The following is a 14,781-nucleotide window of genomic DNA, read 5'->3' on the forward strand; positions in this document are numbered from 1 at the left end:
AAAAATAAGATTTTGATTTTAAAATGGGTTCCAGGGCGGAGCCCTCCCCCTGGTGGGTTAGGGACCGCAGGTCCCTCCTTAGAAGGGTGGGGAGCGGGGTGAAAGGGCGCTATTATAAAGTTTTTGTGTTTCTAAAAACACCAAAATCAAAATATAGGAGTTTAACTAAAAATGGATTTAATAGAAAAAGAATTATCAAAAGAAGTGATCTTTAGAGGGAAAATCTTAGATCTAGAAAAATACCACGTTGAATTGCCCAATAAAAACACTTCAACCAGAGAAGTTGTCAACCATCCAGGGGCAGTAGCGATATTGCCGGTAGATGATGAAGGGAACATCTATCTTGTTAAACAATACAGATTCCCAATAAGAAAAGTATTAATAGAAATACCTGCAGGAAAGTTTGATTCCCCCAATGAGGACCCTTTGGAATGCGGTAAAAGGGAATTAGCAGAAGAAATAGGGAAGCAAGCAAATAAATGGATTGAATTAGGATACATATACACAACCCCGGGTTTTTCAAACGAAAAAATATATTTATATTTAGCAAAAGAATTAACTGAAGTAGGAGTCAATCCTGACGATGACGAGTTTGTTGAAGTCTTAAAGGTAACAACAAATGAAATGAAAGAGATGATAAGAAAGGGCGAAATTACCGATTCGAAAAGTATTTGTGCTTTCTACAAGTATTTGCTCATTTAATAAGTGGGTGGGCAGCGGGGCGAAGGGAAAGCCTTTTAAACTTCCTTAGAGGGCGGGCAGCGGGGCGAAGGGGCGCTAAAACAAGTTTTAGAGTTTCTAAAAACAATAAAATTATTTTGGAGGACGAAACAATGATCTCAAATACTGTAAGAACAAGGTTTGCACCAAGTCCAACAGGATATCTCCACGTTGGTGGAGCTAGAACGGCACTTTTTAATTATCTCTTTTCAAAAAAAAATGAAGGAAAATTTATCTTAAGAATCGAAGATACAGACATAGAACGTTCAACAAAAGAATCTGAAGATCAACTTATAAACACTCTAAAATGGTTGAATTTGAATTGGGATGAAGGACCTATAATTGGCGGAGATTATGAACCTTATCGCCAAAGTGAAAGGTTAGAAATCTATCAACGAAGAGCAAAGGAACTAATAGAAAAAGGTAAAGCATACGAGGCATATATCTCACCAGAAGAAATAGAAGAAGTAAAAAACCAGTTAATAAGCGAAGGTAAACCGCCACATTATACCTATGATTTGATTTCAAAGTACAACACAAAGGAAAGAATTGAAGAGTACAATAACAAAGGGTTAAAACCCGTTATTTTTTTGAAGATGCCTCAGAAAGATTATGAACTCGATGATAAAATAAAGGGTAAAGTTATCTTTAAGAAAGGTTCTATTGGTGATTTTATAATTTTAAGAAGTAATGGTATACCTACATATAATTTTGCTGTCGTTGTAGACGATATCGAAATGAAAATCACCCATGTTATCAGGGGGGACGATCATTTACCAAATACTTTGCGACAAATGGCGATTTATGAGGCTTTTGAGGTGGAACCCCCAATATTTGCACATGTTTCAATGATCTTGGGACCAGATGGCAAAAAATTATCCAAAAGACATGGAGCTACCTCTGTCGAAGAGTTTATGGTTCAAGGATATTTGCCTGAAGCTGTTGACAATTATCTGGCACTGCTTGGTTGGTCTCATCCTGAGGGTAAGGAAATATTGCCTCTCTCTGAAATAATTGATAATTTTACTTTGGATAGAGTCAATTCAAGCCCTGCAATATTCGATGAGAAAAAATTAAAATGGATGAATGGGCAGTATCTAAGAAATAAGCCTTTGGAAGAAATCTATCAACTTGCAGAACCTTTTGTGACTGGATCAAAACTTCTAAGCAAAGAACAATATGAAGTAAACAAAAAATGGGTTATTAAAGCTTTAGAAACTATTCTTTCTTCTGTTGAAATATTGAGCGAAATACCTGAAAAAATGGAAGTTTTTTTAAAAGATGTTTATCCAGATACAAACGATCCTGAATTTAAAGAATACTTTGATAAAAGAGGAGTAAAAGAAGCTATCAACTTGATTTATAAGTATTTCAATGAAGATGACAGATGGGATACACAAACTATAACAGAGAATTTAAAGAATGCTATGAACGAAGCCAATCCTCAAAAGAAACCATTTTACATGTCTTTAAGAAAAATTTTAACGGATTCATTTCATGGACCCGATTTGATAAATACGATATTTTTATTAGGTAGGAATACTGTTTTGGAAAGACTTCAAAGGGTGATCGAGATTTGAAAAGATTTCCTACAATTAAAATATACGATACTTTAAGTGGACAAGTAGTTGATTTAGTACCGGTGAAAGAAGGCGAAATAAAGATTTATCTTTGTGGACCAACAGTCTACAACTTGTTACACATTGGCAATGCAAGACCTATTATAATATTCGATGCCTTTAGACGTTTTTTGGAATATATTGGTTACAAAGTTACATTAGTACAGAACTTCACTGATATAGACGATAAGATCATCGAACAAGCAAAAAAAGAGAACTTACCTTTCGAAGAGGTAGGGAAAAGATATATAATTGAATACTGGAGAGATATGACGGCTCTTAAAGCTAGGGCTTTTAATTTCCACCCAAAAACTACCAACTATGTTGATGAAATTATTTCTTACATAAAGGAACTTGAAGAAAAAGGCTATGCTTATAAGGCTGAAAATGGAGATGTTTACTTTGAAGTGGGAAAATTTTCAAGATATGGAGAGTTATCCCACAGAAAGATTGAAGATATGAAAGTAGGGGTTAGGGTAGAAGTCTCCGAATACAAAAAAAATCCTTTGGACTTTGCCCTATGGAAGGCTTCAAAAGAAGGGGAACCATTTTGGGAAAGTCCATGGGGAAAAGGTCGCCCAGGGTGGCACATAGAATGTTCTGTTATGTCGTCTGAAATATTAGGCGAAACCTTCGATATTCATGCGGGAGGTAACGATCTCATCTTTCCTCATCACGAGAACGAAAGAGCCCAAGCTATAGCAAAAAGTGGTAAGGATTTTGCAAAATACTGGATGCACAACGGAATGATTCGTATGGCACAAGATAAGATGTCAAAATCTTTGGGGAACGTCTGGTATTTAAGAGACCTTTTGAAAAAGTTTGATTCGGATGTCTTAAAAATTTTTATACTCAGCAAGCACTATCGTATACCTATAGATGTAAGTGAAGAATTGCTTCGTAACCAAGAGGTATCAGTTAATAGAGTTAAAGAATCTTTGAATGAGGCTGAAACTTTCTTTAACGGGAAAGTCCCTTATCCTCAGAAAATGAATTATTTTAAAGAGCAAGAGGAGTATCTCATTAGTAGCCTTTCGAATGATTTTGATACACCATCAGTTGTGGCAAGAATTTTCGAATTATCAAGAGATTTAAACAAAGCGTTAAATTCACGTGATGAAGAAACAATAAAAAATAATTATTATATAATAAGAAATATTTACGGGAGTGTCCTGGGGGTTTTTGAAACTAACGAACAAATACAGAAGAACAATGTAGAATTAAATCAACTAATGGAAATCATTCTAAACGTAAGATCTGCTCTTAGAGAAGAAAAGTTATACAATCTTTCAGACTATATACGGGATAACTTAAGCAAAATTGGCATAGAAATAAAAGATACCCCTGAAGGAACAAAATGGTCTTAGAACTGGAGGTGTTCTCAAATAGACGTTAATATAATAAACTCAGTACTCGCCTCCCTCAAAAACACCTTTAAAATAATCACAAAGATGGATATACAATTGCAAAAGCCATATGTCGTTAAAGAAATTGAAAAACACTATGATGTGGTTACTAATATTGGTTTTACCGGTGAACTTGAAGGGAACATTCTTTATTCTTTTACTGAGAATGTAGCAAAGGATATAGTTAATAACATGATGGATGGTATTATGAAAATAGACGAGATTGATGATATGGCGATTAGTGCAATAGGAGAACTTGGCAACATGGTTTCTGGATCCATAGGTACTAATCTTGAAAAATATGGTTACAATATAATTGTAACTCCTCCTTCCGTATTTACTGGTAAGATTGTAAAAGTCAATTCTAAAGGTGTTATAATAGAATTCCCAGTTTACGTTTCTGGTGACAACGAGATGGATTTGTACTTTATTTACAGAGAAATATACAAGAATTCTTAGTAAGGAAAATTGTTTTTGCCTTCATAAAATAGTTATAAAATTTCAAAATTTCTAAAAACAGAAAAAAGTATAGGCTAAGGAGGAATATAGATGGCAAGAAAATGTGAAATTTGCGGAAAAAGTCCTGCAACAGGAAACACCGTTGCTAAATCAAAAGTAACAACAAGAAGGGTATGGAAGCCCAATCTTCAAAAGATAAGAGTAGTAACAGACGAAGGTACAGTAAGAAGAATGTATGTTTGTACGAAATGTTTAAAATCAGGAAAAGTTCAAAAAGCTTAAGTAAAAAATCGGTCTAAAAGAAGACCGATTTTATTTTGCATAATTTGGCGTGCCTGGCCGGATTTGAACCGGCAACCTCCGGATCCGCAGTCCAACGCTCTATCCAATTGAGCTACAGGCACTTTATAACAATAATTGATAAAAAATGGCGGAGAGGGAGGGATTCGAACCCTCGGTAGAGTCACCTCTACACTTGCTTAGCAGGCAAGCGCCTTCGGCCACTCGGCCACCTCTCCGTGATTTTTGTTTCTTATTCAACCCTGAAATATTATAGCATTGATATTCTCACCTGTCAAGGAAACATTTCATTTCTTAGCTTTTTTCATCTCATACATCTTATTATCAGCTTCTTTTATTAATGATTCAAGGTTTATATCCTTTTGAAAATCTTTATATTCCGAAACACCGTAACTTAAATTAATCCTCACATTACCATCCACTTTTACCTCTTTGAGTTGCCTTAAAATTCTTTGAAAAATTTTGTGAACATCGATTTCTTCCGCATTTGGAAGGCCTAAAACGAATTCGTCCCCACCTACTCGTATTATCAAATCTGATTCTCTTAAGGTATTTTTTAAAACATCAGTTACCTTTCTTAGAATGTAATCTCCTGCATCGTGGCCGTAATTGTCGTTTATGTATTTAAGATTGTCAATATCAATAAAAACAACAGACAAAGGCTCTTGTCTTCTTTTGGCAAGTTGAAAATATTTTTCTAAAGCATAAAAACCCGCTCTTCTGTTGTAAGAACCAGTTAAATCATCGAAAGTTGCGTATTTTTTAAGTATTTCTTCAAGTTTTTTCTTTTCAGTAATGTCTGTTATGACCAAGATAATTCTACTCACATCAACTTCTTCATACGTTACACCCGTTATTAAAACTGGGACTTTGTCACCGCTTTTCGTAACTAAGTTAGATTCGAAAGAAATTGCATTATTGGTGCTTCTTTTTAAATTTTTCATATTTTCATTAAAACTTTCCCAATCCCTTTGATCTAAAACTTTTTTCAAATCTAAAATTCCGTCATCAAACTCAACCATTTTGTAGAATGATTTATTAGCATATTTAACCTCTAAATCAAAATCTAATAAAACCAGACCTTGTCCCATGTTTTCAACGACTTTTTCAATAAAATCTTTCTCTTTCTTCATTTCGTCGACTTTCTTCTTGTTTTCAGTTATTTCTAAATAAGCTCCAACCATATTCAAAGGCAGCCCAAACTTGTTTCGTTCTAAAACTTTACCCCTTGAAAGAAACCATTTATCATTATTGTTCACATCTTTTATGCGGTACGTTCCTTCAAATTTACTTGCTTTGGTTAAAAAATGTTCTCTTATATTTTTTATTAATGTTTCAGTATCTTCCTTATTGATCGACTCTTCAAATTTGCTCCATTTGCCTTCAAAAGGGTCTGTATTGGTTCCTAAGATTTCTTTGTATCTTTCGTCATAACTGAATTTACCACAGTTTACATCCCATTCCCAAATTCCTATTTGAGAAACTTCTAAAGCTTTTAGAATAATTTCTTGGTTTTTTTGAATGATTTCAATCTCTTTTTTGTATTTTTCACTTTCGCTTAAATCCTTTCCAATTAATATGTAAAGGTTTTCATCGTTTATATGAAAGGTTTCTAATTTGAATTCAATAGGTATTTTTTCTCCATTTCCGTTGGGAAAGTATGATTTAAAAATCAACAACTTGTTCTGATTTTGCCTTCTAAAGAAATATTCGATCTGTTTCTTAACGTGAACCTCAAAAAAAGTTATGACATCTTTACCGATAAAATCTTTTTTTGAAAAACCGAAATTATTTATCTTTTTGTTGACAAAAACAATTTTTCTAAAACAATCCATAATAAGTATGAGGTCGTTCAAGTCATCTAGAATGTAAGAAGGAAAGTTCTCTTCGTTAAATTCGAAGGTTTCGTTTTTTGATTCTTCTAACTTTTTTTGAAGTTGAGACAGTATGAAGTCTTTCTCTACCCCTGTAAGTTTTTCGTAGTTCTCGTTAATTTCATTCACCCCTTATCATCCTTATTCTACTTTAACTATAGAATATGTGAAACCTTTTTCATTTAAAAGATTATTAATCTTTTTAACGACAATCTCTCTACTATCAGAAAGGTTTTTAATTCCTCTAAATAAAATATATATATGTTGAGAATTATAAGTTATTAAATCTTCTTGCCTTATGATCTTTTTCAATTCATTAATTAATGAATCGTCAAAAGAAGAATGCATTTTAATCTCCACTAATAGGTGATCTTTATCTCTTTTAATTTTCTCAAGTTCAACAACTATATCAAATAATTCTGACGACAAAAGGTTACCATTTTTTTCGTAAAATGGTGTTAATTCTCCATTATTTACGATGGGTGGAGAGAATGGAAATTCTTTTGCATGACCAAAAATATCTTTGTATTCGTTGAATAAACTTTTAGCTTTTTCAAGTTCATTGTTTTCTGTGTAGAATTTAATCAATCTTAACCAACTATCTTCTCTTTGTGAATAATAAAAAGCTTTTTGAAAATAATAATGCGCATCTATTGGGTTATTCATTTTTTGGTGAATATTGCCCATTTCAATTAACATATCAACGTATATACGTTTTAAATATTCCCTTTTTTCTCTTACCCATTCTTCGTGAACGTTTTCTTGTAATAACTCACCTTTGTATAAACTAACCGCCTTTGAGAATAAAAACAAACGTCTATTGATTTCTTTCTCTTTAAACCCTTCATCGCTTAAGGCTAAAAATTCTTCAAAATCTATATATATGTCTTTTGATTTTGAAAACGTGCAAAAATCCTCTTGTAGAGTTAATTCATCGCTACTCAGTCCTAAATTTTTTCTAATATAATAGAGTGTGGTATTTAAATTTTGTCTCGCACTTTCATCGTCGAAACCGGGCCAAAAGAGATCGTACAAATCAAAAACGGAAACCTTTTGGCCTCTGTTGAGAATAAGATATTTTAGAATTTCTCTAGCTTTTCTTGACTTTAAATTTTCTATTGGATTGTCATCAAGAAAAATTTGAAAATCCCCTAACATATAAATATTTAACATAAGGTATGCTCCTTTAAAAATCAATCCATTAATATTTAGCACTTTTGATAATAAACCAAAAAATATTAATGTTTTTAAAGCGATCAATAACTACTAAAATTCATAGAAGGAGGTTAAAGAAAAAGAAAATGAGTTAGAAGCAAAGTTATAACCACCTAAGGTCTCAAATTTAAAATTTGATATCTGATTCGAGATGCCTCCTGTTAAGGAGAAGTCATACTGATTTTCTAAATAACTCAAATCTAAGCCAACAAAAAAGTTGTTGTTCATATTTTCAGTCAATTTTTTGAGCTCTCTTCCAAGATAAAATCCAAGGTCTTCAAAATTCAAAGCTTGTGCTATTTTCTCTCCTAAATAAAAACCTTGTTCTTCATTAGTAAGTGTATCCTTTAAATCGACGATTTTAAACGTAGGGAAGTTTTTGGTAACTGTGAATGCAAAATCACCTTTGAAATCAAGGCTGTTATTGGAAAATGTGTAAGGTACAAAAATTCCATCGAATTCAAACGAGTCAATATAGGTTTTGTCGTTCAAAAACAGATAAAAGGTATCGTTTTGATAGTTAGCACCAACTTTCATTCCATTAAAAATTACTCCTAAGTAATATCCCCCATTTTTGTAATCAAGTAAGTTACTCATGCCAAAGAAAACTAAATCATTTAATTCCACTTCTGTTTCGGTAATGAACTCATCTTCATAATAAGAAAATTGGTTGTAATAAGTTTTAAAGATAATTTTATTATTTTTTGAAGTTTCTTCTTGATCTGTGAACTCTAATTTTTCAACGTTGTTAACTTGGAGATAGATATCCAAAGTCTTTTCCTCTTGCCCTTCTAAATAATAAATCGAGGTGACATAGTTTTTTTTGTTTTTTGAGAGGTCGATAGTGTTTTCAAAGTGCATATTTACACTGTCTATAATAATTTTTGTTCTAACCTTATCCCCTAAGTCATTGAGAGGAGTGATTCCGAAAGTAGCATCAATATTGCCTTTTGAAACAAAATTGAAAGTGTAACCTTGAATAACAGCCACGCTACCGACCAACGCTTCACTTCTGCTATCATTCTTCAAAACAGAATATATTGAGTAATTGTACATTTGAGAACTTTGTGAAAAGGCTAAAATTTGAAACACCAAAACGAAGAGCATTAAAAGATAGATATACTTTTTCATTTTTGATCAACCCCTTCTAAGGTTGGGGTAGCAGTTAAAAAAATCATCATCCGTTTGCTCTCATCAGTGTTTTGGTTATCACCGAATAAAAATCTAAGAAAAGGAAGATCTTTCAACAACGTTGTTCCCCCATTTTTTGAATAAAGTTGACTCAAATCTAAATCAGCAATTAGCAAAATTTCGTTGGGGTTTAAATTCACTTTAGTCTCCAACTCCGATTCTGAAAGTAAATAGCTATCTTTTGTAACTTCCATTAAGTTTGTTGTTTTTGTCTTAAAAGAAATTTGAAGTATTTGATTCATCATAGTTGGGGTCATTTCTATTTCTATTCCACTTTCAATATTTCTGAATTCGTTTCTGTAGGTAGTAAAAACGATACTCTCTAGATTCTTCAAACTTAATAACGCTGGCTCACCTGGTAAAACTTTGACAACCTGTTTAGTAACTAAATTTGCGGTTTCGTTCTTTTCGTACATCTCTATTTCAGCTTCAAAAAGATCTTGTACAGAAAATCCAATTGAGGGACTCGTAAAAGAAAAACTGTTAATTATACCTTCTTGGTTTATGTTGAACACGTTACCCTTTATCAAATCAGAGTACCTTTCATTTGTTTCAACGATATAAACGGTTAATTCAATATATGGTTCACTATTATCCAACTTGTCAACCAGATCTTTTATATAATCTATTGTATTTTGTGGAGCGTACACGACTATTTGGTTAGTTTCTTCGTTAGTTTTTATGTATTGGTGTAGATTTTCGGGAATCAAATTTAAAAATTTTTCCACCGAAATATAATTCAAAGAAAACACTTGCATTTCAGCTAAGTTCAAAAAATTATGACTTTGAGGATCAGCTAATCCCACAAAGTAAACATTTTCATCAATTTTTTTGTAAGAGTAGCCACCGGGAAGTAGAAGTATATTCAACGCTTTTTCTAAATCCACTTCTACAAAGTCTGCTGTGACCAAGCCACTCACGTATTGATCGGTTAAAATTGTAACCCCTGTTTGAAGAGATATTTCATTCAGAGCTTCTATCAAATCGGTGTTATAGAAAGTTGCAGTCACTTTTGGTGCAGTAACTTCTTGAGAAAAGGCTAATAAACACATAAGTGATAAAATAACAAAAGAAATTGATCTTTTTAATATTTTTTTTATCACATTAACTCCCCCTCGAAGACTTTTAACCTCTGTTCGTTGTCATAAATAGTGAGGATGTATTTATAACCTTCCCCTTCTAAAATGGGTACTTCGCCAATCAGCATAGTTTCTTGGCTTGGTACCAACCACTCTTGATTAGATGGAAGAACATCGTAAACACCTATGCTCACACCATCATTGTCTAAAATACTCAAATTTCCTTTAGGGATTATATATCTACCTCCTGTATTTTTGATCAAGGCACTAAAAATTCCGCTACCTACTATTTTTTCATAGTTTGAGCTCACTAACTCAACATCATAATTTACTTCGCTTATAATCGTTTCAACGTTGACTTTTTTCTGAGATAAAAATTCTCCCGATTCATCGTAGGCATTTAGAACGATTTTGCCGTAGTAAGCACCATTTTCGACTTCTTTTGGTACGTTTATTGAAAGTATAACTCTTGAGGTTCGTTGAGCATTAACTGTAAAAGATGACGGAGACCTCAAAGTGATCCATGATAGCAAGGATCTATCTTTAGGTAAACTCGCAAATTCTTCTCCACCAACTTGTACCGTGACGTTTTGATTAGACAAATTTTGTAGATTTATAACAAAGGTTTTAACAGCACCAGCGTAAAGTTCATAACTGAACTCCGTATTGTCTAATATAAGCGCAAGTTCCGTTGGAGGAGTGAAATTAAAACCTTCTTCAGGAACGTTTATATCGTATGTAAACACTCTTTGCCTGTTGGAGTAGTTAACAAAGAGGTTTACCTTGTAATCTCCAGGAGCTAACAGGTAGGTGGGTTTACCTGAAAATACAACTTTGTTCCCTTTTAATACTCTTTGGGTGGTTATATTGTTTTTTTCCATGTAAGAAGATTTTAAGGGCAATCTTTCTATCATCTTACCATATTTATCTCTCAAAATGGCTTCAGCAGAAATTACTAGGTCATAACTTGAGCCATTAGAGATGGTAGCTTCGATTACTGGTTTGCCTTCTTCATCTGGAACGACCTTCACATCTTCAACTTCCACCCTTGTTATGACAGTTCCTTGTACATGAACTGTGATTCTTATAGCGTATCTAATAATTATTCCTATCGTTCCAGTAGTTTCAACTTCGGGGGTAATCATAAGGATAAAATTGTAAGTTCCAAAAGGAGCGTTTGAGGGGATATTGACACCGACTTCAACTGGTGTCGTTGATCGAGGGGAAACGGTAATGGAGTTTGGAAATTCGATCCAATTTGAATAGAGAAAGTTATCTGGAGTTGCTTCTACATAATCAAAATTTCCATCAAAGTCCTGACTCAGTAGGTAAAGCTCTATATTGACGTTTTGTGTAGTGTTGCCTCCAATGACGTTTATAGTGGCAATGAATTCTTCCCCTGCCCTGACGTCTTTTTCAACGGACAAAGGCGAAACTGTTATCTGAGTGAAAGAAAAAGTTGTAAAAAGTAAAAAAACAATAGATAGAATATAAAATTTCTTCATGATTATTACCTATCCCCTTTTTTGTTTCTATTATAGCACAATTAAAATTTATAAAATCTTTAATAATTATATTCACTAAAATAAAGTGCACGTGTATATTAATAAAATTACCCCTTTTTAAGTGCTCTAATTGGAAAAAGGGGTAATTGAAAAATATGGGATATTATTAATAAATGTTCTTTAAAAAATCTTAAATTGAGGCTATGGTAAAGGTTACATCAGCGATTTTTGTATTTGTAGGAAGTGCACCTAGATTTAAGTTACCTAGAACGTCAAGTGTTGCAGTAACATCGAAGACCACATTTCCTGCTCCTCCAAAACCAGCTGCGTTGGTGTCTATGGAAATTTGTAATAAACTAGCCCATGAAGCATAACCAGTCACTTCAGCTATACTAGAAGAAACACTATAATTAACATTTGCCTCTGCTAAGAGCTTTACAGTATCTGTAGGATTTGCAGGATTTGCTGGATCAAATACTAAATCGAACTGGGAATCAGGACTTGTAGTATCTACTGACAATCTCACAAATGCTGGAACATTCAAAAAAACTGGAACGTTAACAGTATCAGAAACTTGTGCCAAACCTGAAACTGAAATCAACATCACCATCATCAAAACTGCCAAACTTAAAACTTTTTTCATAATTTTCCACCCCTTTTAAAATTTTCGTTTTATTTGAATTATCTTTATTTTACTTTTCTAATTTAATTATACTTACTATAATAAAACAACAATAATTTTTAATAAAAATCCAATCAAAATTTATGTTACAACTTCAGTTGCTAGAAACTGTTATTTGAATATTCCCAATTTGACCTTCCATAAAGGTGTATATAAGTCCTTCCAACAGGCCTACATCCAGCTGAAAAGTTAAAATATAATTGTGGATTCCAGGAGTTCCTCCAGTGCCTGACAGTAGCAAATCATAAGAACCTAGTATCAAATATTGCTGCCACCCAGGTAGCGAGCTAAGTACCGTAAAATTAGCTGTTAAATTATAATTTATGTTAGATTCAACATTAAAAGTTAAACTGTCTTCTACTATGTCGCCCCAATTGGCAACTGTAGCATACAAGTCTAAACGTGAATCGCTAAGGTTGGTAATTTTCAAGTATTCAGGTACGGCTAAATATATAGGGACAGTGGTCTCTTTGCTTATAGCAAATGAGGTTGATGAAATGATAATTATGAAAGAAAAAATTAATGTATATTTTAATTTTTGAATCATTAACCCTCACGCCCTGACTTCATTTTTTATAAAACTAATTCTGTTTTAATTATACTCGGGCTAATAAGATAGCAATTAATTTCAATAAAATTTCAATAAGAATTTTGAAGAAAAACAGTAAGAAGAAAATAAAAAATAAGAAAAAGATTCAGGAAGGTATCAAGAGGACGAAAGAGTAATGTAAACATCACCTATATGGATAATTTCATTGACCGTGAGCACCTCATTTTCAAAAAGGGATAGTATTTGCTCACGTTTGTCATTCCACAAATCAGCAAAATCTGCCTTTATTTCAATATCAAAATCGGTATTACCATTCTCTACGGATATTACTTCGTCACTTTGTAATATAATATAATCTTCCAAAAAATTGTAACTGTCAAAAATATCCAATGAAAGATAAATATCGTACTTTGGCAAAGTTGACTCAATGTGCGCGGGAACTGAGGAAATAACATTATTCTGAGGATTGGCAAGGTCAAAAGTTAGTTGAATTGTGCCTTCTCCTCCGACGATGAAGTTTATAACAGGTTCAGGCACCTTAAAGTAAATAGGAACAGCCAAATAACTAAAATACCCACCCTCCATAGGGATAGAAACTACCGCATCCCCCACGTGAAGTCCCTCTTCAGGGAAGCCAGCCTCGACATATTTTTCTTGTAATAAACTTCCATAATTTTTAAATAGGTTACCTAAATCAGAACCAACCGTGACATTGAATTCTACATTTGGATTACTTAAATAGATATCAGGAGAACTTAAAAATTCTAAATAACTATCTTCAGATAGGAAATCAAATCCATCTAAATAATCAATATAAACATAAACATGAAGAGGAACTAGATTAGATTCAAGGGATACATTAGAAATTTTTTGATCATACCACTTCCCACTACCTGGATAAGGTGGGGTGAATTCAAAGACTATATCGTTTGAAACGTTATAGTCGACAAAAAAGTTGTCAACTACGAAATAAACATCAATAAAATCTAACTGTTCCCCAGTAGAGTCTAAAAGCAAAACTTCTCCTATTTTTGTCCCTGAAGAAGATAAAAGTCCATTCTGAAACATAGCCAGAATTTTTTGGTTATTGTTTTGCCATAATGGTTGGATATTAAACCCTAGTTGTAATGTATAAGTACTTCCGCTTCCCCAACTTGAAAGGTTAAAATAACTATGAAAGAATTGGTAATTACTATCTAGTTGTAATTCTACCCGATAAACGTTGGACAGGTTAAGAAAAATTTGAGTTTGCTGATAGTTGTAATTGTCTAAATCCAATTTAAATTCGAAATAATTATTTGCTGAAAATATGCTCACAGTTAAGAATAAGAAAGTTATAAAGACAATCATTTTCTTCATTTTAATCACTTCCTAATAGTTTTCTTTTTAAATTATACATTATTTTTTATAAATAATTTTAACTATTTCAATAAAAATTCAATAAAAATGATTATAATTCGCTTTTAATCGTACATAAAAAAATAATAAAAGACTTGACATTTTTATTTTTATTTAGTATAATTTTATTAGACTTTTATTAGAGGTGGCGAGTGTAATGAAAAAGACAATTTTTTATAACCTTGACTCCATTCGGGACGTTCTCCTTGACCCCGCTCGGGGCGTTCTTTTAACAATGTTGTTGGTTTTAAATATCAGTGTTATTTCTTTTTCTCAAACTTCTGATGGTGTTAATATCCCCGTCTATATTAGTGTTTCTAGCTATGCTGCAATTGACTCTGTTGATAAAGAAAGTTTAGATTATGAATTGGATTTGTCATCTCCTGAAAACAAAAGTGAAGAGGTTAACGTGAAAATAGTAGCAAATACTGCTTTTGAACTTATGGTTGAATTTGATGCAGAAGGAAGTAGTTTTAACGAACAGAACCAAGCATTGTTTGAATTGTTGAATAGTAGCTTTAATTATTCTGTTGATAGTAACGATTCATTGTATGGAGTTATTGAAAAAACTGTTCACGTTGGATTCAATTTTCAACAGGTCCTCGATAGCGACCCTGAAATGAGAGAATTGCTTTTAAAAAATGGAGAATATAATGATAAGGTTGGTAATTTTGTTTTCACAGTTTCCCCCGCAGTTTAAAGACAATTTTGCGCCCCTTATTTGCATAGTGCAGCAAATGCTCGAGAGGTAGGTTAATTCCTGCCTCTTTTTTTATTATTGAA

The 14,781-nt window shown here is 32.8% G+C and carries 14 protein-coding genes and 2 tRNA genes; 6 read left to right on the top strand and 10 right to left on the bottom strand.

What is annotated here, in order from left to right; translation table 11 throughout:
* Positions 1-171: 171 nt before the first annotated feature.
* The 5 genes from X926_RS08730 (at position 172) to rpmB (ending at position 4,486) form a co-directional block, all read left to right on the top strand.
* On the top strand, positions 172-702 hold the full coding sequence (locus X926_RS08730) for an NUDIX domain-containing protein (RefSeq protein WP_103065804.1): 531 nt from the start codon (positions 172-174) through the stop codon (positions 700-702).
* Positions 703-833: 131 nt separating this feature from the next.
* Positions 834-2,300 (top strand): glutamate--tRNA ligase, encoded by a 1,467-nt coding sequence (gene gltX, locus X926_RS08735; protein WP_103065805.1) that lies wholly within the window; start codon positions 834-836, stop codon positions 2,298-2,300.
* Positions 2,301-2,314: 14 nt separating this feature from the next.
* Positions 2,315-3,706: a cysteine--tRNA ligase gene (gene cysS, locus X926_RS08740; protein ID WP_369973694.1), complete on the top strand. Its 1,392-nt coding sequence runs from the start codon at positions 2,315-2,317 to the stop codon at positions 3,704-3,706.
* Positions 3,707-3,802: 96 nt separating this feature from the next.
* Positions 3,803-4,204, top strand: a complete 402-nt coding sequence (locus X926_RS08745) for a chemotaxis protein CheX (RefSeq protein ID WP_158245242.1) — start codon at positions 3,803-3,805, stop codon at positions 4,202-4,204.
* 90 nt (positions 4,205-4,294) lie between these two features.
* The gene (gene rpmB / locus X926_RS08750) at positions 4,295-4,486 is read left to right on the top strand and encodes a 50S ribosomal protein L28 (protein WP_012209619.1); all 192 of its coding nucleotides are present in this window, start codon (positions 4,295-4,297) and stop codon (positions 4,484-4,486) included.
* A gap of 45 nt (positions 4,487-4,531) precedes the next feature.
* On the opposite strand, the gene X926_RS08755 is transcribed toward rpmB, so the two are convergent.
* The 10 genes from X926_RS08755 to X926_RS08800 all read right to left on the bottom strand — a co-directional run bounded on the left by X926_RS08755 (position 4,532) and on the right by X926_RS08800 (position 13,959).
* Positions 4,532-4,608: transfer RNA gene (locus X926_RS08755), tRNA-Arg, on the bottom strand.
* 24 nt (positions 4,609-4,632) lie between these two features.
* Positions 4,633-4,722: transfer RNA gene (locus X926_RS08760), tRNA-Ser, on the bottom strand.
* 69 nt (positions 4,723-4,791) lie between these two features.
* Positions 4,792-6,507: a diguanylate cyclase gene (locus tag X926_RS08765; protein ID WP_103065807.1), complete on the bottom strand. Its 1,716-nt coding sequence runs from the start codon at positions 6,505-6,507 to the stop codon at positions 4,792-4,794.
* A gap of 12 nt (positions 6,508-6,519) precedes the next feature.
* The gene (locus X926_RS08770) at positions 6,520-7,551 is read right to left on the bottom strand and encodes a BTAD domain-containing putative transcriptional regulator (RefSeq protein ID WP_103065808.1); all 1,032 of its coding nucleotides are present in this window, start codon (positions 7,549-7,551) and stop codon (positions 6,520-6,522) included.
* Positions 7,552-7,644: 93 nt separating this feature from the next.
* Positions 7,645-8,724: a hypothetical protein gene (locus tag X926_RS08775; protein WP_103065809.1), complete on the bottom strand. Its 1,080-nt coding sequence runs from the start codon at positions 8,722-8,724 to the stop codon at positions 7,645-7,647.
* Positions 8,721-9,887, bottom strand: a complete 1,167-nt coding sequence (locus X926_RS08780) for a type II secretion system protein GspD (protein ID WP_103065810.1) — start codon at positions 9,885-9,887, stop codon at positions 8,721-8,723. Before X926_RS08780 ends, X926_RS08775 begins: the two co-directional genes overlap by 4 nt.
* On the bottom strand, positions 9,884-11,368 hold the full coding sequence (locus X926_RS08785; RefSeq protein ID WP_103065811.1) for a hypothetical protein: 1,485 nt from the start codon (positions 11,366-11,368) through the stop codon (positions 9,884-9,886). Before X926_RS08785 ends, X926_RS08780 begins: the two co-directional genes overlap by 4 nt.
* Positions 11,369-11,558: 190 nt before the next feature.
* Complete coding sequence (locus tag X926_RS08790) at positions 11,559-12,011, bottom strand: hypothetical protein (protein WP_012209625.1); 453 nt, start codon at positions 12,009-12,011, stop codon at positions 11,559-11,561.
* Positions 12,012-12,144: 133 nt separating this feature from the next.
* A complete protein-coding gene (locus tag X926_RS08795; RefSeq protein WP_012209626.1) occupies positions 12,145-12,597 on the bottom strand; it encodes a hypothetical protein in 453 nt (150 codons plus the stop codon).
* A 159-nt stretch (positions 12,598-12,756) separates the two neighbouring features.
* A complete protein-coding gene (locus X926_RS08800) occupies positions 12,757-13,959 on the bottom strand; it encodes a hypothetical protein (RefSeq protein WP_103065812.1) in 1,203 nt (400 codons plus the stop codon).
* Between the two features lie 196 nt (positions 13,960-14,155).
* On the opposite strand from X926_RS08800, the gene X926_RS08805 reads away from it, so the two are divergent.
* Positions 14,156-14,698 carry a hypothetical protein gene (locus tag X926_RS08805; protein WP_103065813.1) on the top strand — a complete coding sequence of 181 codons (543 nt, stop codon included), beginning with the start codon at positions 14,156-14,158 and terminating at the stop codon, positions 14,696-14,698.
* The last annotated feature ends 83 nt before the right edge of the window (positions 14,699-14,781 follow it).

The sequence above is a fragment of the Petrotoga sp. HWHPT.55.6.3 genome, assembly GCF_002895495.1.
In the GTDB taxonomy this organism is placed as follows: Bacteria; Thermotogota; Thermotogae; order Petrotogales; family Petrotogaceae; genus Petrotoga; species Petrotoga mobilis.